Genomic DNA, 17,779 nt, shown 5'->3' with positions numbered 1-17,779 from the left:
TCCCGTGGCGCCAGTCCTCGGCCTCCACCCGGGCGCTCACGAGCCCGCTGCGTCGAGCGACTCGGTGATCACGACGTCCAGGATGCGGGCGATCCGCTCCGTGCCGAGCTCCGGCGCGCTCTCGGCCATCCGGACGGCGATCTCGCGCTCCCGGTCGGGGTCGCGCGCGGCACTCGCCTTGTGCGGCTGTACGGCGCGCGTCAGCGCCACCCGGCGGGCGAGCAGGTCGGCGAGCTGGTCGTCCACCTCGTCGATCATCCACCGGTAGAACCCGACCGGGTCCGGGCCCGCCCAGGCCATCTTGATGTCCGGCGCGCGCTCCTCGTTGCCCCAGCCGTCGGTGCGCTCGAGCTCGACGAGCCCGTGCCGGAGGTAGAAGTCGCGGGCCGGGGTGTTGGTCTCGAACACCCACAGCGCGAAGCCGCCCTCGAGTCGCGACTTCACCACGTCGAGGAGGGCCGAGCCGACACCGTCGCGCTGCGCCGACGGGTCGACGTAGAGCGAGTTGAGCCAGTGCGGCGACAGGTTCGCGAAGCCGACGAGGCGGTCCCCGGCGAAGGCGAGCCACACCTCGCGCAGGTGCAGGCTCCAGCCCAGCACCCACGCCCGCACGTCGTCGTCGACGTGGGCGAGCGGCGGCATCAGCGGCTCGGCGGCCTTGCGCACCGTCAGGTAGAGCTCCGCCACCGCCGGCAGGTCCTCCCGGGCGCCGCGCCGGATCGTGAGGTCAGTCATGCGGCTCCTCGCCTGGCCTCAGTCGGAGTCCCGGATGACCTCGAGCGCGTGCGCCAGGTCGTCGGGCAGGGCCGACTCGAACTCGACGTACTCCCCCGTCTCCGGATGCTCGAAGCCCAGCTTGGTGGCGTGCAGCCACTGCCGCTCCAGCCCCACGCGGGCGGCCAGCACCGGATCGGCGCCGTAGGTCAGGTCGCCGACGCACGGATGCTTCAGGGCCGCCATGTGCACCCGGATCTGGTGGGTTCGCCCGGTCTCGAGGTGGACCTCGAGCAGGCTCGCGAAGCGGTGCGCCTCGAGGGTCTCGTAGTGGGTGACGCTGTGCCGCCCGTCGGCCATCACCGCGAACTTGTAGTCGTGGCGCGGGTGCCGGCCGATCGGTGCGTCGATCGTGCCCTCGAGCGGGTCGGGGTGGCCTTGCACGAGCGCGCGGTAGGTCTTGTCGACGGTGCGGTCGCGGAAGGCGTTCTTGAGCACGGAGTAGGCCCGCTCGGACTTGGTGATCACCATGACACCGGACGTGCCGACGTCCAGGCGCTGCACGATGCCCTGGCGCTCGGAGGCCCCGCTCGTCGAGATTCGGAAGCCGGCGCCGGCCAGGTGCCCCACGACGGTGGGCCCCGACCACCCGGGCGAGGGGTGTACGGCGACCCCGACCGGCTTGTCGACCACCACGATCGAGTCGTCGTCGTGGAGGATCTTGATGCCCTCGACGATCTCTGCCTTGATCTCCAGCGGGTCGACCTCGACCGGGATGGCGACGTCGAGCATCGAGCCGGTGTGCACCCGAGCGCTCTTGCCGACCTCGCCCCCGTCGAGCTGGACGTGACCCTGGGCGATCAGGTCGGCGGCACGGGTGCGCGAGAAGCCGAACATCCGGGCCATCGCGGCGTCGACGCGCTCCCCGGCCAGCCCCTCGGGGACGATCACGGTCCGGTGGTCGGCGTACCCGCTCACGGCCTGGCCCCGTCAGGCTCGGGACCGTCGCCCGGCTCCACCGGCTCGTCACGGCCGCGGGAGCCGTCGAGGGCCACCCCGCGGAAGGTCTGGAGGATGATCAGGCCCGCCGCGACGTTGATGCACATGTCGGCGACGTTGAAGACCGGCCAGTTGGGCAGCTGCAGGAAGTCGACGACGTGGCCGCGCATCGGGCCGGGCTCGCGGAAGAGCCGGTCGGTGAGGTTGCCGCCGACGCCGGCCAGCAGCAGTCCGAAGGCGACTGCCCACAGTCCGTCGCGCACCCGGATGCTGAACGCGAGCACGAGGCACACGGCCGCGATGGCCAGGCAGCTGAGCAGCACGGTGAACTGGGTGCCGGTGGAGAACGCGGCGCCTGGGTTGAACGTGAGGTGCAGGGTCAACAGGTCGCCGACGAGCTCGCGGTCGCGTCCTCCGTCGAGGGCACGGACCGCCCACGTCTTCGTGCCCAGGTCGAGGCCGTAGGCGAGCAGGGCGGTGACCGGAAAGGCCCACCAGGCACCCCGTCGCCAGCCCCGTGACGAGGATGACGCTCGCGGTGACTCCGCACGGTCGCTGGTGTTCAGCGACGCTCCTCCCGTTGCTTGCATGGCAGGCACAGTGTGGCACGCGGGAAAGCCATCAACCGCATCTTGCCGATGGGCTCACCGCAGGACTCGCACACCCCGTAGGTGCCGTCGTCGATGCGGCCCAGCGCCCTGTCGATCTGGGCGAGCATCTCGCGCTCGTTGTTGAGGACCGTGAGCTCGTGGTCGCGCTCGAAGCTGGTGGCGCCCATGTCGGCCTGGTCCTGCCCGGCGCCGTCACCGGCGTCCTTCATCAGCCCGGCCAGCTCGCGCTCCTGGTTCTCCAGCAGGTCTACGAGGCGGTCCCGGTGCTCGTGCAGGTCGTCGAGGACCTCCTTCAGCTCGGCCTTGGTCCAGGCGGCCTCGCCCTCCTTCACCCGCAGCGAGCTCACCGGTGCCTTGCGCGGGGCGGCCTTCTTCACCGGCGCCCTGGTCGCCGGGGTCTTCTTCGCCGGCACGTCGCGCTTCGGCGAGACCTTCTTCGCGGGTGCGGCCTTCTTCGCGGGAGCGGCCTTCTTGGCCGGTGCGGCCTTTTTCGCGGGTGCGGCCTTCTTGACCGGCGTGGCCTTCTTGGCCGGCTCCGCCTTCTTCGCGGGTGCCGCCTTCTTCACCGGGGCGGACTTCTTGGCGGTGGGCGCCGAGTCCTTCTTGCCGATCACCTTCCGGGCCGCCGCTGCCGCCGTACCCGTCAACGATTTGCGCGTACTGCGAGCCACGGAGAGCCCCCTCTTGTAGAGAGAAAAAAAGATGCGGCCGCTGCCACATGCTCGCAGGGAGGGTAGCCCCTTCCCCCAAGCGCTTCAAACAGCCCCGCCGTACGACGACGGCCGGCCCCGCATGGGGCCGGCCGTCGTCGAACGGGTGATGCTGGTGGGCGCTCAGGCGTCGTCGTCGCCGAGGATCGAGCGGAGCCGCTTGGGAGCCGTCACCTCGCCGCCGGGACCCCCGGGGCTGCCGAGACCACCGGACGGAGCGTCGCTGTCGGCGTTGCCGTCGAGCAGGGCGAGCTGCTGGGTGAAGTAGCTCTTGAGGCGGGAGCGGTACTCGCGCTCGAAGGAGCGCAGGTTCTCGACCTCGGTCTTGAGCTTGTCGCGCTCCTTCTCGAGATCTCCGAACATCTGCTGGCGTCGCTCGGCGGTCTCGGAGTCGAGCATCTGAGCGCGCTGCCGGGCGTCGGCCTCGAGGCGGTCGGACTTGCCCTTGGACTCCGACTCCAGGCGCTCGGCCTTGGTGCGGGCGGAGCCGACGATCTTGTCGGCCTCGTCCTTGGCCTCCTCGATGAGCTCGTCGGCGTTGCGCGTCGCGATCTCGAGCAGCCGTGCTGCGGCGTTGGAGGCCTCGGGCATCGTCGCGACGCGGATCGTCTCGACCGCACCGGGGGCGGCGACGGCAGCGGCCGCGGGCGGCGGGCTCACCGGCTCCGGCTCGGGCTCCTTGACGGGCTCGGGCGCCCTCTCCTCCGCAGCGGGGGGCGCGGACGTCGAACCGGAGACCTGCGCCGCGGAGAGCTTGGCCCGAAGATCGTTGTTCTCCTTGTTGAGACGGGCCAGCTCGGCCTCCACCTCGTCGAGGAACTGGTCGACCTCACCCATGTCGTACCCCTCGCGGAGCCGGACGGGAGTAAAGCGCTTCAGGCTCACGTCCTCAGGCGTCAGCGGCATGACCTCACCCATTCGTTAGTCGGCGAACTTCGATCTGTCTTTGGAACAATAGCGCCACATCGACGCAGGTGGTTAGTGACCCATGGGGCTGCTGGGTCAGGCGAAGAAGACCATCACCACGACCCGGAGCAGCAGCCAGGCGACGATCATCACCACCAGGAAGCTGAGGTCGAGCGCGACGCTGCCGATCCGGAGGGTGGGCAGCCAGCGCCGGACGAGCTTGATCGGCGGATCGGTGACCGAGTAGACGAGCTCGAGCACCACGAGCAGGGGCCCGCTGGGACGCCAGCTGCGGGCGAAGACCTGCACCCAGTCGATGATGAAGCGCACCCAGAGCAGGGCTATGAAGAACCAGAGGATCCCGTAGAGGATCTGACCAACGATCTGCACCGCGTATCAGCTCTGGTTGAAGAAGCCGCCCTCAGCGATGCGCTCCTTGTCCTCGGCGGCCACCGTCACGTTCGGCGGGGAGAGCAGGAAGACCTTGTTGGTGACCCGCTCGATGCTGCCCCGGGTGGCGAAGACGAGCCCGGCGGCGAAGTCGACCAGGCGCTTGGCGTCGGCGTCATCCATCTCGGAGAGGTTCATGATGACCGGGGTGCCGTCGCGGAAGTTCTCGCCGACGCTGCGCGCCTCGTTGTAGGTGCTCGGGTGCAGGGTGGTGATGCGGCTCAACTCGGCTACGACTCCAGCAGTGGGGACCGAGGCCGGGCGGCGGCGCTCGCTCAGGTCGGACACGGGGGCGGGACGACGCTCGACTTGCTCCTGCTGGTGGGTAGCGTCGTCGTTCAAGTAGTCGCCGGTGTACTCGTCGTACCGACCGGTGTCCTCGAGCAGGCCGAGGTACTCGCCGATCCTGCGCATCGCGCCGCTCATGACAGTTTCCTCCGGTACGTCGTGGCGCCCATCGCGGGCACCGTCGTCTGTTTCGACACTACAAGACGGGGGGCCGCGGACCGAGGACCGCGGAGCCGACACGCACGTGTGTCGCACCGTGCCTGATCGCCGCCTCCAGGTCGCCGCTCATGCCCGCCGACAGCACGTCGGCGCCGGGGTGCGAGGCAAGCAGGCCGGCACGCACGTCGGCCAGCCGGGCGAACGCCTCGTCGGGGTCCTCTCCCAGCGGGGCGACCGCCATCAGCCCCCGCAGCCTGAGGGCGCCGCACTCCCCCACCCGGTCGGCGAGAGCGGACAGCTCGCCGGGGTCGACGCCGGCCCGGCCACCGCTCCCGGGAGGGTCCAGGCTGACCTGGAGCAGGACGTCGACGGTCGCGCCACGCTTGTGTGCGCCGCGCTGCAGCCCCGTCAGGAGCTTGGCCCGGTCGACCGACTCCACGACGTCGGCGTAGCCGGCCACGGCTGCGGCCTTGTTGCTCTGCAGTCCGCCGACGAAGTGCCACCGCAGCCCGAGGTCGGCGCAGGCGTGCGCTTTCTGCTGGGCCTCCTGGTGGCGGTTCTCGCCGACGTCGGTCACCCCGAGGTCGGCCAGGATGCGCACGTCCTCGGCCGGGAAGAACTTGGTGACCACCACGAGGCCGGCCGGCTCGGCGCGTCCGGCCTCGGCGCCGGCGGTCTCGATGCGACGGCGTACGGCGTCGAGGCCGGCCGCGATCTGGTCGCTGCGCTCGGTCACGGCGAGATCACCACAAGGCCAGCCAGTCGCCCGGCGGCTGGGCCGGAGCGCCGGTGTGACCACAGGTCGTCGTCCTCGCGGGTGCACCGGTGCACCGACCGGTGGGGCACCCCGAGGGCGTCGAGCTGGGCACGGACACCGGCTCCGATGTCGAGCGCCGGCGTGCCCCACGAGGTCGTCGAGGCGGACTCCGGCACGGCGGCCACGACCTCGGCCTGCATGTCGGCCGGCACCTCGTAGCAGGCTCCGCAGACGTGGGGCCCGACCCAGGCGCGCAGGTCGGCGGCGCCGAGCCCGCGCAGCGCGGCCACCGTGTGCGGCACGACCTCGGCCACCAGGCCCGGCCGGCCGGCGTGCGCAGCACCGACCACGCGCCCCTCGGCGTCGGCCAGCAGCACCGGGACGCAGTCTGCGGCCCGCACCATCAGGGGCAGGCCGGGCACCGAGGTGACCAGGGCGTCCGCGACCAGCTCGCGCCCGTCGTACTCCTCGTCGACGACGACCACGTCACCGCCGTGGACCTGGGTCAGCCCGACCGGGGCGCGGCAGCTCGCGAAGACACCTTCGAGCGCCTCGACGCCCGGGGCGTCGGGCCCCGAGACGGGGACGCCGTCACGGCGCAGGCTGAGGTTGAGGGGCGTCCCGGGCGGGAACGCGCCACCGGCGTGGCGATCGGTGAAGGCGACCTCCACCGGGCCACGCCGGTCACGGAAGGCGAACACGACCTCAGGGTCTCACTTGAGGAAGTCGGGGACGTCCAGCTCGTCGTCGTCGAACTGCACCTGCCTGGGCTGGCGGGGCGGCGCGGCCTGGGTCACCGGCGCCGCGGGCTGGCTCGCGCCGACCGACGCGGGCTGCCGGACCTCGGCTCGCTGGGTCGCGACGTCCTGGACCGCGGCCCGGGTCTCGGCCTGGGTCTGCTGGGGCTTGGCCGGACGACGCAGGCTCGAGCCCTCCTCGCGGCGCTTGGGCATGCCGCCGTCGAAGCCGGCTGCGATGACGGTCACCCGCACCTCGTCGCCCAGCGCGTCGTCGATGGTGGCCCCGAAGATGATGTTGGCCTCCGGGTGGGCCGCGTCGGACACCAGGGCGGCCGCCTCGTTGATCTCGAAGAGGCCGAGGTCGGACCCGCCGGCGATCGAGAGAAGCACACCGTGCGCACCGTCGATGCTGGCCTCGAGCAGCGGGCTCGAGACGGCCTGCTCGGCCGCTGCGACGGCACGGTCCTCGCCACGGGCGGAGCCGATGCCCATGAGGGCGGAGCCCGCGTTGGCCATCACCGACTTCACGTCGGCGAAGTCGAGGTTGATGAGGCCGGGCGTGGTGATCAGGTCGGTGATGCCGGAGACACCCTGCAGCAGCACCTGGTCGGCCTGCTTGAACGCGTCCAGCACCGACACGCTGCGATCGCTGATGGAGAGCAGCCGGTCGTTGGGGATCACGATGAGGGTGTCGACCTCCTCGCGGAGCTGGGAGATGCCCTCCTCCGCGGAGTTGGCGCGACGGCGTCCCTCGAAGGCGAACGGTCGGGTCACGACGCCGATGGTCAGGGCCCCGAGCGAGCGGGCGATGCGGGCCACGATCGGCGCGCCGCCGGTGCCCGTGCCGCCGCCCTCGCCGGCGGTCACGAAGACCATGTCGGCGCCCTTCATGACCTCTTCGATCTCGTCCGCGTGGTCCTCGGCCGCCCGGGCACCCACCTCGGGGTCGGCACCGGCGCCGAGTCCTCGCGTGAGCTCACGGCCGATGTCGAGCTTGACGTCGGCGTCGCTCATGAGGAGGGCCTGGGCGTCGGTGTTGATGGCGATGAACTCGACGCCCTTGAGGCCGACCTCGATCATCCGGTTGACGGCGTTGACTCCACCACCACCGATACCCACGACCTTGATGATGGCCAGGTAGTTCTGCGCTGCTGCCACGGCTGGTGCGCCTCTTTTCCGTGTTCGGGTCCGGTGCCTGACCGGACGTCCGGGTGTGTTCGCTGGTGGGGAAGCGATCGGCCTGATCTGCGGGTCGTGCCGGGGTGCTGCTCGCGGGCCGGAACCCTAACCGTGAACCTGAGGGTTATAGTTATGTCAACCTCGCGATGGTCATGACCCTAGGTACGGCGGCGCACCGAATCGGTGAGACACGCCGCAGCGCGCCGCGACTTCTGCTGCCGGCGAGTGGCGAGCAGCACCGCGTCCGGCGGTCGGGCGACTAGCGAGCGCTGTCGCTGGTGACCGGCTGGCCGGGGACGCTGACGTCGTACACCCGGGCCTCCCGAGCCTCGAGCAGCGCGGCCAGGACGCTCGCCTTCTCGGCCGACTCCTCCGCGCTCCCCCACTCGACCCGGCGCTGGTCGCGCAGCACGAGAGCTATCTGGTCGACGGTCGCGACCTCGACGTGGTCGACCCGGGCCGACAGGTCGGCCGGCAGGGCCGCGACCACCTCGGCTGCCTCCCGCAGGGCGTCGCGATCGGCCGTGGCCAGCACCTGCACCCGGGGCAGGCCGCCCGGCGGGCGGTCGTACTCACGGAAGACGACTCCCTCGGAGTCGATCCCCCGCCAGCGGCCGCCCAGGTCGACGACCGCGACGACCTGTCGCTCCACGATCCGGATCTCGACCCCGTCGGGCCACCGCTTCGCGACGTCCGCCGACTTCACCGCGGCCAGCGCCTTCACCCGCAACAGGATGCCCGCGGTGTCGAGCACCGCGAGCTGCTCGCCCTCGGGCACGGCAGCGGCCTGCTTGACCTGGCGCTCGCTGAGGAGGTCGGCGCCGGTCACGGTGACGGACTTGACCGCCAGCACCGCGGAGAAGAAGACCAGCCAGACCGCGGTGACCACCGCCGCGACCAGCAGCACGAACACCAGCACGTAGCGCCAGGTCAGCCACCTGCGAGCCCACTGCCGCCGGGCGAACCGCTTCCGGGTGCGTTCGGCAGCCTTGTCGCGCACTGGGGCGAGCCCGCCGGTCTCGGTCATCGGGCGGCCAGCAGCTCGAGGACGCGGGGGCCGATCGAGGTCACGGTGCCCGCGCCCAGGGTGATGACCAGGTCACCGTCGCGGGCACGACCTGCGAGCTCGGCCGCGACCTCGTCGAAGGCCGGCACGTACGCCACCCGGTCCTGGGGCAGCGGGACGGCGTCGGCGACCAGCGCACCGGTGACGGCCGCGTCGGGCTCCTCGCGCGCCAGGTAGACGTCGAGCACGACGACCTCGTCGGCCGCGCCGAGGGCGACGCCCATCTCGGCGCCCAGGGCCCGGGTGCGCGAGACCAGGTGCGGCTGGAAGGCGGCGATGACCCGGCCGGACCCGGCGACCGAGCGCGCCGCCTGCAGGTCGCCGGCGATCTCGGTCGGGTGGTGCGCGTAGCTGTCGTAGACGCGCACCCCGCCGACCGTGCCCTTGAGCTCCATCCGCCGCGCCGTCCCGGCGTACGACGCGAGGCCGGCCTGCAGGTCCGCGGAGTCGTAGCCCAGCGCGACGCCCACGGCCAGGGCCGCGAGCGCGTTGAGGACGTAGTGGTCACCCGGCACCTGCAGGGCCACCGTCAAATCGGCCGGGGTCACGTCGGCGTCGGCCGAGCGGCCGTAGGTCACCACCCGGCGACCCTCGGCCCGGGCGGCCGCCGCGAGCGACCGGGTCGGCTCGGAGTCGGCCCACACGACGAGGAAGCCTTCGACGTCGACGCGGTCGACGAAGTCGGTGAAGGCCTGGTGATAGGCCTCCTCGGTGCCCCACTGGTCGAGGTGGTCGGCCTCGATGTTGGTCACGACGGCGGCGTACGGCGAGTAGACCAGGAAGGCACCGTCGCTCTCGTCGGCCTCGGCGACGAACAGGTCGCCGGTGCCCTCGTCGGCGTTGCGGCCGGTGGCTCCCAGCACGCCTCCCACGGCGTACGACGGCTCGGCACCGGCCCGCAGCAGCGCGGCGACCAGCAGGCCGGTGGTGGTGGTCTTGCCGTGGGTGCCGGCCACGGCCAGCACGCGACGGCCGGCCATCACCGAGGCGAGGCCGGCCGAGCGCGGCAGCACGCGCAAGCCGCGACGCCGGGCCTCAGCCACCTCCGGGTTGTCGTCGCGCGCAGCCGTGGTGACCACGACCGTGTCGGCGTCCCCGAGGTGCGCGGCGTCGTAGCCGAGGTGGCAGGGCACGCCGAGCTCGCGCAGCGTAGGCAGGAAGGGCGTGTCCTGGTCGTCGCTACCGGTGACGGGCAGGCCGCGCGCGGCCATGATGCGCGCGATCGCCGAGAGCCCGGCTCCGCCGATGCCCACGAAGTGGACGCGCCCGAGCTGGTCCGCCGGCAGCAGCACGTCCGGCACGGGCACCTTCATCGGGCGGCTCCGGGATCGCGGGCGGCGTCCAGCACGATGCGTGCGAGCTTCTCGTCGGCGTCGAGCGGCACGACGTGGGCCGCCGCGGCGCCCATGGCATCGAGCCGGTCCCGGTCGTTGAGCAGCCCGGGCAGGGTGGCAGCCACCCACTCGGGAGTCAGGGCTGCGTCGGAGACGAGGAGCCCGCCGCCGGCGTCGACGACGGGTCGGGCGTTGAGTGCCTGCTCGCCGTTGCCGATCGGCAGCGGCACGTAGACCGCAGGCAGCCCGACGCCGGAGACCTCCGTGACCGTGTTGCTGCCAGCTCGGCACAGCACGGCGTCTGCCGCGGCGTAGGCGAGGTCCATCCGGTCGACGTACTGCTCGACGACGTAGGTCCCGACATCCTCGGCGAGCTCGAGCGTGTGCTTCGGCCCCACGACGTGCAGCACCTGGACGCCGGCGGCGGCGAGGGCGGGCGCGGCCCCGGAGACGGCTGCGTTGATGCGCGCGGCGCCCTGCGAGCCTCCGGTCACCAGCAGCGTGGGCCGGTCGGCCGAGAGCCCGAAACTGGCCAGCGCCTCGTCGCGTAGGGCCGCCCGGTCGAGGGTCGAGATCATCCGCCGGACCGGTAGCCCGATGTAGGTCGCATGGGCCAGGTCGGTGCCGGGGAAGCTCGTGGCGACGTGGTGGGTCAGCCGAGCCCCCAGCCGGTTGGCGAGGCCGGGGATCGCGTTGCCCTCGTGTACGACGACCGGCAGCCCGCGCGAGCGGGCGGCGAGGTAGGCCGGCACCGAGACGTAGCCGCCGAAGCCGACGACCACGTCGGGACGCACCCGGTCGACGACCTCCAGGGCGGCCCGGCGGGCGGCCCGGAGCCGGCCGGGCACGCGGAGCAGGTCGGCGCCGGGGCGGCGCGGCAGCGGCACTCGCGGCACGAGCTCCAGCCGCAGGCCGGCCTCGGGGATCAGTCGTGCCTCGAGCCCCTCCCGGGTGCCCAGGCAGGTGATCTCGGTCTCGGGTGCCAACCGCCGAAGCGCGTCGGCGGTGGCGAGCAGGGGTGACGTGTGTCCGGCGGAGCCACCGCCGGCAAGGAGGACGTGCATCGCCCTCAGCCTAGGCGCCGGCCGCCCGCGGCCAGGCCCGCGGAGCGCTTGCGTCTGCGCGCGGCCAGCGCCGCCGCGGCTTCGGGCTCGCGCCGGGCGAACCCGATGAGCAGGCCGAGCGCGACCAGCGAGGGCAGCAGGGCCGACCCGCCGTACGACACCAGAGGCAGCGGGATGCCGATGACGGGCAGCATCGCGAGCACCATGCCGACGTTGATCATCATCTGGCCCAGCAGCCACACGACGATGCCGAAGGTCATGTAGCGGGTGAACGGGTCGGTGGTGTGCAGCGCGACCCGCAGCGCGGCGAACGCGATGGTGAAGAACAGCGCGATCACCAGCAGCGTGCCGACCAGACCGAGCTCCTCGCCGAGCACGGCGAAGATGAAGTCGGTGTGCGCCTCGGGCAGGTCGCCCCACTTCTGGGTGCTGGCACCGATCCCTTGGCCGAACCAGCCCCCCGTCGAGAGCGCGTAGAGGCCGTGGGCGGGCTGCCAGCCGGTGCCGTGGAAGTCGGTGAAGGGGTCGGCGAACGACGTGAGGCGATCCCGGCGCTCGCCGTCGGTGGTCGCGAGGAACAAGGCGATGACGCCGATGACCGACGTCGCGAAGACGAAGAGCCGTGCTGGTGCGCCGACGACCCACAGCATGGCGAGCAGGATGGCGAACAGCACCAGTGCGGTGCCGAGGTCCTTGCCGACGACCACGAGGCCCGCCGCCAGGATCATGCCCGGCACCACCGGGATCATGATCTCGTGGACGCGGTCGAGGCGGCGCTCCTTGCGGGCGTAGACGTTGGCCGCCCACAGCACCAGCCCGAGCTTGGCGATCTCCGAGGGCTGGATCGCGAGCGGCCCGATGGCCAGCCAGTTCTGGTTGCCGTTGCGCTCCTCGCCCAGGAAGGCGGTGAGGAGCAGCAGGGTCAGCGAGACGAGGTAGCCCGGCCACGCCAGCCGACGGATCCACCGGTGCGGCAGTCGCGAGGCGACCCACGCGCAGGGCAGGCCGAGGAGCACCCAGAGCAGCTGACGCCTGACCACGGTGTAGGAGTCGCCGGTGCCTCTGAAGGACGAGACGCTCGACGCGCTCAGCACCATGATGAGGCCGATGGTCAGCAGCAGCGCGGAGGCACCGAGCAGCAGGTAGTAGGACGTGAGGGGCCGGTCGAGGGCGTGCCGCAGGGTGGTGAGCCACGAGGCGACGGAGCTCCGATCACGCCAGGAGGGAGCGGCGGCGGGGTCCCGATCGGTGACCCGGTCGGTGAGGCGGTCGGGGCTGGTGGTGGCCATCGGTCCCCTCCTGGTCGCTCGCCGTCGGTCAGTCGTCCCCAGCTCGCGCGCGCACCGCTGCGGCGAAGGCGTCGCCGCGTGCGTTGTAGTTCGCGAACATGTCCATCGATGCGCATCCCGGGGCCAGCAGCACGGTGTCGCCCGGACGGGCGAGGTCGGCGGCAGCCCCCACGACACGTTCCATGGGGTCACCAGTCTCCCCGTCGCCGATCTCGACCACGGGCACATCCGGTGCGTGTCGCGAAAGCGCCTCGGCGATGACGTGGCGGTCCCGGCCGAGGAGTACGGCGCCGCGCAGCCGGCCGCGCACGGCCCGCACGAGCTCGTCGAACCGCGCACCCTTGGCCAGGCCCCCGGCGATCCAGACCACGTGCTCGTAGGCCTCCAGCGACGCCTGGGCGGCGTGCGGGTTGGTCGCCTTGGAGTCGTCGACCCAGGCGACCCCGTCGAGCGTGGCGACGTGGGCGATGCGGTGGCCGTCCGGGCGGAACGACCGCAGCCCGTCTCGGACGGCGGCCTGGGAGACGCCGTGCGCCCGAGCCAGCGCCGCGGCGGCCAGCGCGTTGGCGACGAAGTGCGGTGCCGGCGACGCGAGGTCGGCGATGGTGCAGAGCTCGGCGGCGCTGGTGTCGCGCTGCTCGATGAACGCACGGTCGGCGAGGATGTCCTCGACCACGCCCACCATGCCGACCCCGGGCACCCCGAGCGTGAAGCCGATCGCGCGCGCGCCCTCGAGGACGTCGGCCTCCTCGACGAGGCGGCGGGTCTCTGGATCGGCGACGTTGTAGACGCAGGCCCGCTGCACCCGCTCGTAGATGCGGCCCTTGTCGGCGGCGTACTGCTCCATGCCCGACGGTCCGGTGTACCAGTCGAGGTGGTCCTCGGCGAGGTTGAGCACTGCTGCCGACTCCGCACTCATCGACTCGGCGTAGTGGAGCTGGAAGCTGGAGAGCTCGACCGCGATCACGTCGTAGGGCACTGGGTCCATCACCGCCTCGACGATCGGCAGCCCCACGTTGCCGGCCGCGACCGAGCGGAGGCCGGCCGCGCGCAGGATCGCGTCGAGCATCTGCACGGTCGTGGTCTTGCCGTTGGTGCCGGTGACCGCGAGCCAGGGCGCCGGGCGATCCGGGTCGCGCAGCCGCCACGCGAGCTCGACCTCTCCCCACACCGGGATGCCGCGCGCCCGCGCCTGGGCCAGCAACGGGGCGTCGGGACGCCAGCCGGGCGAGGTGACCACGAGGTCGACGTCGTCGGGCAGGAGGGCAGTTGCGCCGGTGCCGAGACGGATCCTCGCGCCGAGGACCTCGAGCAGCTCGGCCTTCTCGGCCATGGTGTCGCTGGTCTGCTCGTCGAGCGCGACGACGTCGGCACCGAGGTGGTTGAGGTTGTCGGCGGCGGCGAAGCCGGACACCCCGAAGCCGGCGACGACCGCGCGTACGCCGTCCCAGGCGTCGTGGCGGCCGAGCGCGAGCGGGTCTGTCATCCGGCGCCGGCCACCCATTCGGCGTAGAAGATGCCCAGGCCGGCGGCGACGCACAGCCCGGTGATGATCCAGAAGCGGATCACGATGGTGATCTCCGCCCAGCCCAGCATCTCGAAGTGGTGCTGGATCGGGGCCATTCGAAACAGGCGCTTCCCGATCCCGGTGAGGCGCCTCGTGGCCTTGAACCAGGTCACCTGCAGCATCACCGACAAGGTGACGGCCACGAACAGACCGCCCAGGATGATCAGCAGCAGCTCGGTGCGGGTCAGGATCGCCAGCCCGGCCAGCGCACCGCCGAGCGAGAGCGAGCCGGTGTCCCCCATGAATATCTGTGCCGGCGAGGCGTTCCACCACAGGAAGCCGAAGCAGGCACCCATGATCGCCGCGGCGACCACCGCCAGGTCGAGCGGGTCGCGCACCTCGTAGCAGGACGCGCCCTGCTGGACGGCGCAGGACTGGTTGTTCTGCCAGATGTTGACCAGCGTGTAGGCGCCGAACACCATCACGCAGGCGCCGGTGGCGAGGCCGTCGTAGCCGTCGGTGAGGTTCACGGCGTTGCTGGTGCCGGTGACGATCACCCAGATGAGGAGCACCACCAGGATCATCGGCAGCTTCCACGACTCGAAGTCGCGGATCCAGCTGATGTGCAGCGCGGCGGGTGTCTGGCCGCGCTCGTCAGCGAGCGCCGGGGAGAGCGCGAGGATGCCGAACGTGACGGCGACCACGGTCTGGCCGATCAACTTGGCCTTGCTGCGCAGGCCGAGGCTGCGCTGCTTGACGATCTTGATGAAGTCGTCGAGGAAGCCGACCACACCGAGGCCGACGAACAGGAAGAGCAGCAGCAGCGCCGAGACCGAGGGGGTCGAACCGGTAAGCAGCTTGGCCAGGAAGTAGGCGAGCACCGAGGCGACGATGATGACGATGCCGCCCATGGTGGGCGTGCCGCGCTTGGCGTGGTGGCTCGTGGGCCCGTCGTCGCGGACCTCCTGCCCGTAGCCGTAGCGGGACAGCACGGTGATCGCGACCCGGCTGCCGAGGAGCGAGAAGACCAGCGCGAGCCCACCGCCGAACAGGATGGCTCTCATCGGCTGTCCCCTTCGGTTGGTCGGTGGGCGATCAGTGCGTCGGCGACGTGCTCCAGGGCCGCGCCGCGCGAGGCCTTGACGAGGACGACGTCAGGGGCCGACACATTCTCCATCACCCAGCGCAGTGCCTCGTCCCGGCTCGCCGTGACGATCGCCTCACCCGACCAACCGGGTACGTCGCGAGCGCCGGCCGCGATGGCCGCGGCCTCCTGCCCGACGGTGACCACGACGTCGACGCCGGCCCGGGCGGCGACCCGGCCGAGATCGGCGTGGGCAGCGGCCGACTCGTCGCCCAGCTCGAGCATCACGCCGAGCACGGCCACGCTCCGTCCGTCGCGGGCGGCGCCGATGCGCGCGACCGTCTGGATCGCGGCCCGCATCGAGGCGGGGTTGGCGTTGTAGGCGTCGTTGACGACGACGAGCCCGTCGGGCCGCTCGTGCAGCTCCATCCGCCAGCGACTCGTCGCCACGCTGCCGGTCAACGCGTGCGCCACCACCTCGATCCCGACCCCGACGGCCACCGCCATCGCCGCGGCTGCGGCGGCGTTGGACACCTGGTGCTGGCCGGCCTGGCCGAGGCGTACGGGACGCCAGGTGCCGGCGTACCCGATCTCGAAGCTGGGCCGGTCGAGCTCGTCGAGCTCGAGCCCGCGCCACGTCACGTCGCCGGAGGTGCCGAACGTCAGGACTCGGGCGGAGGTGCGCTCCCCCATCGCCGCAGTGAGGTCGTCGTCGCTGTTGAGCACCGCGGTGCCGTCGGGGGGCAGGGCCTCGACGATCTCGCCCTTCGCCTGCGCGATGGCGGCCTGTCCGCCAAACTCGCCGATGTGAGCGGTGCCGACGTTGAGGACGGCTGCCACCCGGGGCGGCGCGAGCTCGCAGAGATAGCCGATGTGACCGAGGCCGCGGGCGCCCATCTCGACGACGAGGTACGCCGTGTCCGGCGTGGCGCGCAGCACCGTGAGCGGCACCCCGATCTCGTTGTTGAAGTTGCCCGCCGTCGCGACCGTGGGGCCGACCGCGGTGAGCACCTGGGCGAGGTAGTCCTTGGTGCCGGTCTTGCCCTGCGACCCGGTGAGCGCCAGGACGGTCACGTCGCGGAGCGCGTCGAGGACGTGACGAGCGAGCCGCCCGAGGGCGGCGACCGGGTCGGCCACGATGACCCCGGGCACGCCGGTGTCACGGGTGCCGAGCACCGCGGCCGCGCCGGCGTCGACGGCGGCTTCGGCGTACGTGTGGCCGTCGGCGTGCTCGCCCTCGATGGCGACGAAGAGCCCCCCGGGGACCACCGCACGACTGTCGATGAAGGCGGGGCCGGTGACCATGACGCCGTCGTCGCGGGCGACCTGTCCCCCGACGACGGCGGCGACCTCGGCCAGGCTCATCGCGATCACCTGGTCACCTCTCGGATGGCGGCGGCGGCCACCTCGCGGTCGTTGAAGGGGTGGACGACGCCGTCGATCTCCTGGCCGGTCTCGTGCCCCTTGCCCGCGATCAGGACGATGTCGCCGGGGCGGGCGCGGTCGACCGCGGCGCGGATCGCCTCGCGGCGGTCGCCGATCTCGACCACCTCGCCCGGCCCGCTGGCACCTGCGGTCAGGGCCGCCCGGATCGCTGCCGGGTCCTCGGTGCGTGGGTTGTCGTCGGTCACGATGAGCACGTCCGCAAGCCTGGCAGCGATCTCGCCCATCATCGGCCGCTTGCCCGGGTCGCGGTCACCACCGGCGCCGAGCACCACGATCACCCGCCCCGAGGTCAGCGGGCGCAGGGTGCCGATGGCGGCCTCGACGGCGTCGGGCTTGTGGGCGTAGTCGACGACCACCACGAAGTCCTGGCCAGCGTCGATGCGCTCGAGCCGGCCCGGCACCCCACCGCCCGTGGCGACGCCGGCTGCGACCCGCGACGCCTCGAACCCGGCCTCAGCGCACGATGCGACGGCGGCGAGCGCATTCGCGACGTTGAAGGAGCCCGGCAGGCCGACCCCGCCGGCGACGGCGATCCCGTCGGGACCGCGCACCGAGAACGTGGAGCCGGTCGCCGTGGACTCCACGTCGACGGCGTGCCAGTCGGCCTCGGCCCCGGTGATGGAGAACGTCCGCACCTGGATGGTCGCCTGCTCCACCAGCCGGCGTCCCCACTCGTCGTCGACGTTCACGAGGCCCAGCCGGGCGCGCTCCGGGGTGAAGAGGGAGGCCTTGGCGGCGAAGTAGTCGTCGATGTCGGCGTGGAAGTCGAGGTGGTCGCGGCCCAGGTTGAGGAACGTCGCCACGTCGAAGACGACGCCGTCGACCCGGCCCATCACCAGCGCATGGCTCGACACCTCCATCGCGCAGGCGGCCACGCCCTGCTCGCGCATCAGCGCGAACAGCCCGTGCAGGTCGGGCGCCTCCGGGGTGGTCAGGTCACTCTTCACGTCGACGCCCAGGATGCGGGTGCCGACGGTGCCGATCACCGCGGCCGGGATGCCGGCCCGCTGGAGCCCACCCTCGGCCAGCCGGGTGGTGGTGGTCTTCCCCTGGGTGCCGGTGACGGCCATCATCCGCAGGTCGGCGGCCGGGTCGCCGTACACGTGGGCGGCCAGCGGCCCGAGCAGCGCTCGCGGCGTGGGTACGACGACGGCCGGGGTCCCCGCGGGCAGCCGCTGGGCGCCGACCGGGTCGGTCAGCACCGCCACGGCGCCGGCGGCCAGCGCCTCGGCCGCGAAGCCGACACCGTGGGAGCGGGCGCCCGGGAGGGCGGCGTACAGGTCTCCGGGCACCACTCGGCGGGAGCTGAGCGTGACCCCGGTGACGACCACCGACGCATCGCCACATACGTCGACGGACGCATCGACACCGGTGCGTGAGCCCAGCCACGTCGCCAGGTCGGCGAGCACGTGCGGGGTCGGGCGACGTGGTCGGGTCTGGCCCGCTGCAGCCGGGATCGGCGTGTCGCTCACCACG

18 protein-coding genes are annotated in these 17,779 nt (G+C 72.3%); all 18 read right to left on the bottom strand.

Features of this window, described 5'->3' with window-relative positions; translation table 11 throughout:
* Window positions 1-36 precede the first annotated feature (36 nt).
* Window positions 37-735: a GNAT family N-acetyltransferase gene (locus ACP7BP_RS08900; protein ID WP_426244217.1), complete on the bottom strand. Its 699-nt coding sequence runs from the start codon at window positions 733-735 to the stop codon at window positions 37-39.
* A gap of 18 nt (window positions 736-753) precedes the next feature.
* On the bottom strand, window positions 754-1,692 hold the full coding sequence (locus ACP7BP_RS08895) for an RluA family pseudouridine synthase (protein ID WP_426244216.1): 939 nt from the start codon (window positions 1,690-1,692) through the stop codon (window positions 754-756).
* A complete protein-coding gene (lspA, locus tag ACP7BP_RS08890) occupies window positions 1,689-2,303 on the bottom strand; it encodes a signal peptidase II (RefSeq protein ID WP_426244215.1) in 615 nt (204 codons plus the stop codon). Before lspA ends, ACP7BP_RS08895 begins: the two co-directional genes overlap by 4 nt.
* Window positions 2,276-2,995, bottom strand: coding sequence for a TraR/DksA family transcriptional regulator (locus tag ACP7BP_RS08885; protein ID WP_426244214.1), 720 nt, complete (start codon window positions 2,993-2,995; stop codon window positions 2,276-2,278). The genes lspA and ACP7BP_RS08885 overlap by 28 nt, the downstream gene beginning before the upstream one ends.
* Before the next feature lie 162 nt (window positions 2,996-3,157).
* Window positions 3,158-3,940, bottom strand: coding sequence for a DivIVA domain-containing protein (locus tag ACP7BP_RS08880; protein ID WP_426244213.1), 783 nt, complete (start codon window positions 3,938-3,940; stop codon window positions 3,158-3,160).
* A gap of 96 nt (window positions 3,941-4,036) precedes the next feature.
* Entirely contained in the window at window positions 4,037-4,330 is a 294-nt protein-coding gene (locus ACP7BP_RS08875; RefSeq protein ID WP_426244212.1) for a YggT family protein, read from the bottom strand.
* 6 nt (window positions 4,331-4,336) lie between these two features.
* Window positions 4,337-4,816, bottom strand: coding sequence for a cell division protein SepF (locus ACP7BP_RS08870; protein ID WP_426244211.1), 480 nt, complete (start codon window positions 4,814-4,816; stop codon window positions 4,337-4,339).
* A gap of 58 nt (window positions 4,817-4,874) precedes the next feature.
* Window positions 4,875-5,573 (bottom strand): YggS family pyridoxal phosphate-dependent enzyme, encoded by a 699-nt coding sequence (locus ACP7BP_RS08865; RefSeq protein WP_426244210.1) that lies wholly within the window; start codon window positions 5,571-5,573, stop codon window positions 4,875-4,877.
* Window positions 5,570-6,295 carry a polyphenol oxidase family protein gene (locus ACP7BP_RS08860; RefSeq protein WP_426244209.1) on the bottom strand — a complete coding sequence of 242 codons (726 nt, stop codon included), beginning with the start codon at window positions 6,293-6,295 and terminating at the stop codon, window positions 5,570-5,572. Before ACP7BP_RS08860 ends, ACP7BP_RS08865 begins: the two co-directional genes overlap by 4 nt.
* A gap of 12 nt (window positions 6,296-6,307) precedes the next feature.
* Window positions 6,308-7,492 (bottom strand): cell division protein FtsZ, encoded by a 1,185-nt coding sequence (gene ftsZ / locus ACP7BP_RS08855; RefSeq protein ID WP_426244208.1) that lies wholly within the window; start codon window positions 7,490-7,492, stop codon window positions 6,308-6,310.
* A gap of 280 nt (window positions 7,493-7,772) precedes the next feature.
* A complete protein-coding gene (locus ACP7BP_RS08850; protein ID WP_426244207.1) occupies window positions 7,773-8,540 on the bottom strand; it encodes a cell division protein FtsQ/DivIB in 768 nt (255 codons plus the stop codon).
* Entirely contained in the window at window positions 8,537-9,892 is a 1,356-nt protein-coding gene (gene murC / locus ACP7BP_RS08845; protein ID WP_426244206.1) for a UDP-N-acetylmuramate--L-alanine ligase, read from the bottom strand. The genes ACP7BP_RS08850 and murC overlap by 4 nt, the downstream gene beginning before the upstream one ends.
* Window positions 9,889-10,977 carry an undecaprenyldiphospho-muramoylpentapeptide beta-N-acetylglucosaminyltransferase gene (gene murG / locus ACP7BP_RS08840; RefSeq protein WP_426244205.1) on the bottom strand — a complete coding sequence of 363 codons (1,089 nt, stop codon included), beginning with the start codon at window positions 10,975-10,977 and terminating at the stop codon, window positions 9,889-9,891. The genes murC and murG overlap by 4 nt, the downstream gene beginning before the upstream one ends.
* A 5-nt stretch (window positions 10,978-10,982) precedes the next feature.
* A complete protein-coding gene (gene ftsW / locus ACP7BP_RS08835; protein WP_426244204.1) occupies window positions 10,983-12,266 on the bottom strand; it encodes a putative lipid II flippase FtsW in 1,284 nt (427 codons plus the stop codon).
* A 28-nt stretch (window positions 12,267-12,294) separates the two neighbouring features.
* Window positions 12,295-13,752 (bottom strand): UDP-N-acetylmuramoyl-L-alanine--D-glutamate ligase, encoded by a 1,458-nt coding sequence (gene murD / locus ACP7BP_RS08830; RefSeq protein WP_426244203.1) that lies wholly within the window; start codon window positions 13,750-13,752, stop codon window positions 12,295-12,297.
* Entirely contained in the window at window positions 13,749-14,837 is a 1,089-nt protein-coding gene (gene mraY, locus ACP7BP_RS08825; protein WP_426244202.1) for a phospho-N-acetylmuramoyl-pentapeptide-transferase, read from the bottom strand. The genes murD and mraY overlap by 4 nt, the downstream gene beginning before the upstream one ends.
* Window positions 14,834-16,222, bottom strand: a complete 1,389-nt coding sequence (locus tag ACP7BP_RS08820) for a UDP-N-acetylmuramoyl-tripeptide--D-alanyl-D-alanine ligase (protein ID WP_426244201.1) — start codon at window positions 16,220-16,222, stop codon at window positions 14,834-14,836. Before ACP7BP_RS08820 ends, mraY begins: the two co-directional genes overlap by 4 nt.
* 5 nt (window positions 16,223-16,227) lie before the next feature.
* The gene (locus ACP7BP_RS08815; protein ID WP_426244781.1) at window positions 16,228-17,712 is read right to left on the bottom strand and encodes a UDP-N-acetylmuramoyl-L-alanyl-D-glutamate--2,6-diaminopimelate ligase; all 1,485 of its coding nucleotides are present in this window, start codon (window positions 17,710-17,712) and stop codon (window positions 16,228-16,230) included.
* Window positions 17,713-17,779 lie beyond the last annotated feature (67 nt).

Origin of the sequence: Nocardioides sp. LHG3406-4 (assembly GCF_049897745.1) — a bacterium.
In the GTDB taxonomy this organism is placed as follows: domain Bacteria; phylum Actinomycetota; class Actinomycetes; order Propionibacteriales; family Nocardioidaceae; genus Nocardioides.
The sequence above is the reverse complement of the archived record's forward strand: the minus strand, read 5'-3'. Positions and strand labels throughout refer to the sequence as shown.

What these genes read in the sequence shown, in the direction of transcription:
- lspA (WP_426244215.1), bottom strand. Translation starts at nt 2,303, where the DNA reads ATGCAAGCAACGGGAGGAGCGTCGCTGAACACCAGCGACCGTGCGGAG.
- ftsW (WP_426244204.1), bottom strand. Translation starts at nt 12,266, where the DNA reads ATGGCCACCACCAGCCCCGACCGCCTCACCGACCGGGTCACCGATCGG.
- murD (WP_426244203.1), bottom strand. Translation starts at nt 13,752, where the DNA reads ATGACAGACCCGCTCGCGCTCGGCCGCCACGACGCCTGGGACGGCGTA.
- ACP7BP_RS08820 (WP_426244201.1), bottom strand. Translation starts at nt 16,222, where the DNA reads ATGAGCCTGGCCGAGGTCGCCGCCGTCGTCGGGGGACAGGTCGCCCGC.
- murG (WP_426244205.1), bottom strand. Translation starts at nt 10,977, where the DNA reads ATGCACGTCCTCCTTGCCGGCGGTGGCTCCGCCGGACACACGTCACCC.
- ACP7BP_RS08870 (WP_426244211.1), bottom strand. Translation starts at nt 4,816, where the DNA reads ATGAGCGGCGCGATGCGCAGGATCGGCGAGTACCTCGGCCTGCTCGAG.
- ACP7BP_RS08900 (WP_426244217.1), bottom strand. Translation starts at nt 735, where the DNA reads ATGACTGACCTCACGATCCGGCGCGGCGCCCGGGAGGACCTGCCGGCG.
- mraY (WP_426244202.1), bottom strand. Translation starts at nt 14,837, where the DNA reads ATGAGAGCCATCCTGTTCGGCGGTGGGCTCGCGCTGGTCTTCTCGCTC.
- murC (WP_426244206.1), bottom strand. Translation starts at nt 9,892, where the DNA reads ATGAAGGTGCCCGTGCCGGACGTGCTGCTGCCGGCGGACCAGCTCGGG.
- ACP7BP_RS08850 (WP_426244207.1), bottom strand. Translation starts at nt 8,540, where the DNA reads ATGACCGAGACCGGCGGGCTCGCCCCAGTGCGCGACAAGGCTGCCGAA.
- ACP7BP_RS08880 (WP_426244213.1), bottom strand. Translation starts at nt 3,940, where the DNA reads ATGCCGCTGACGCCTGAGGACGTGAGCCTGAAGCGCTTTACTCCCGTC.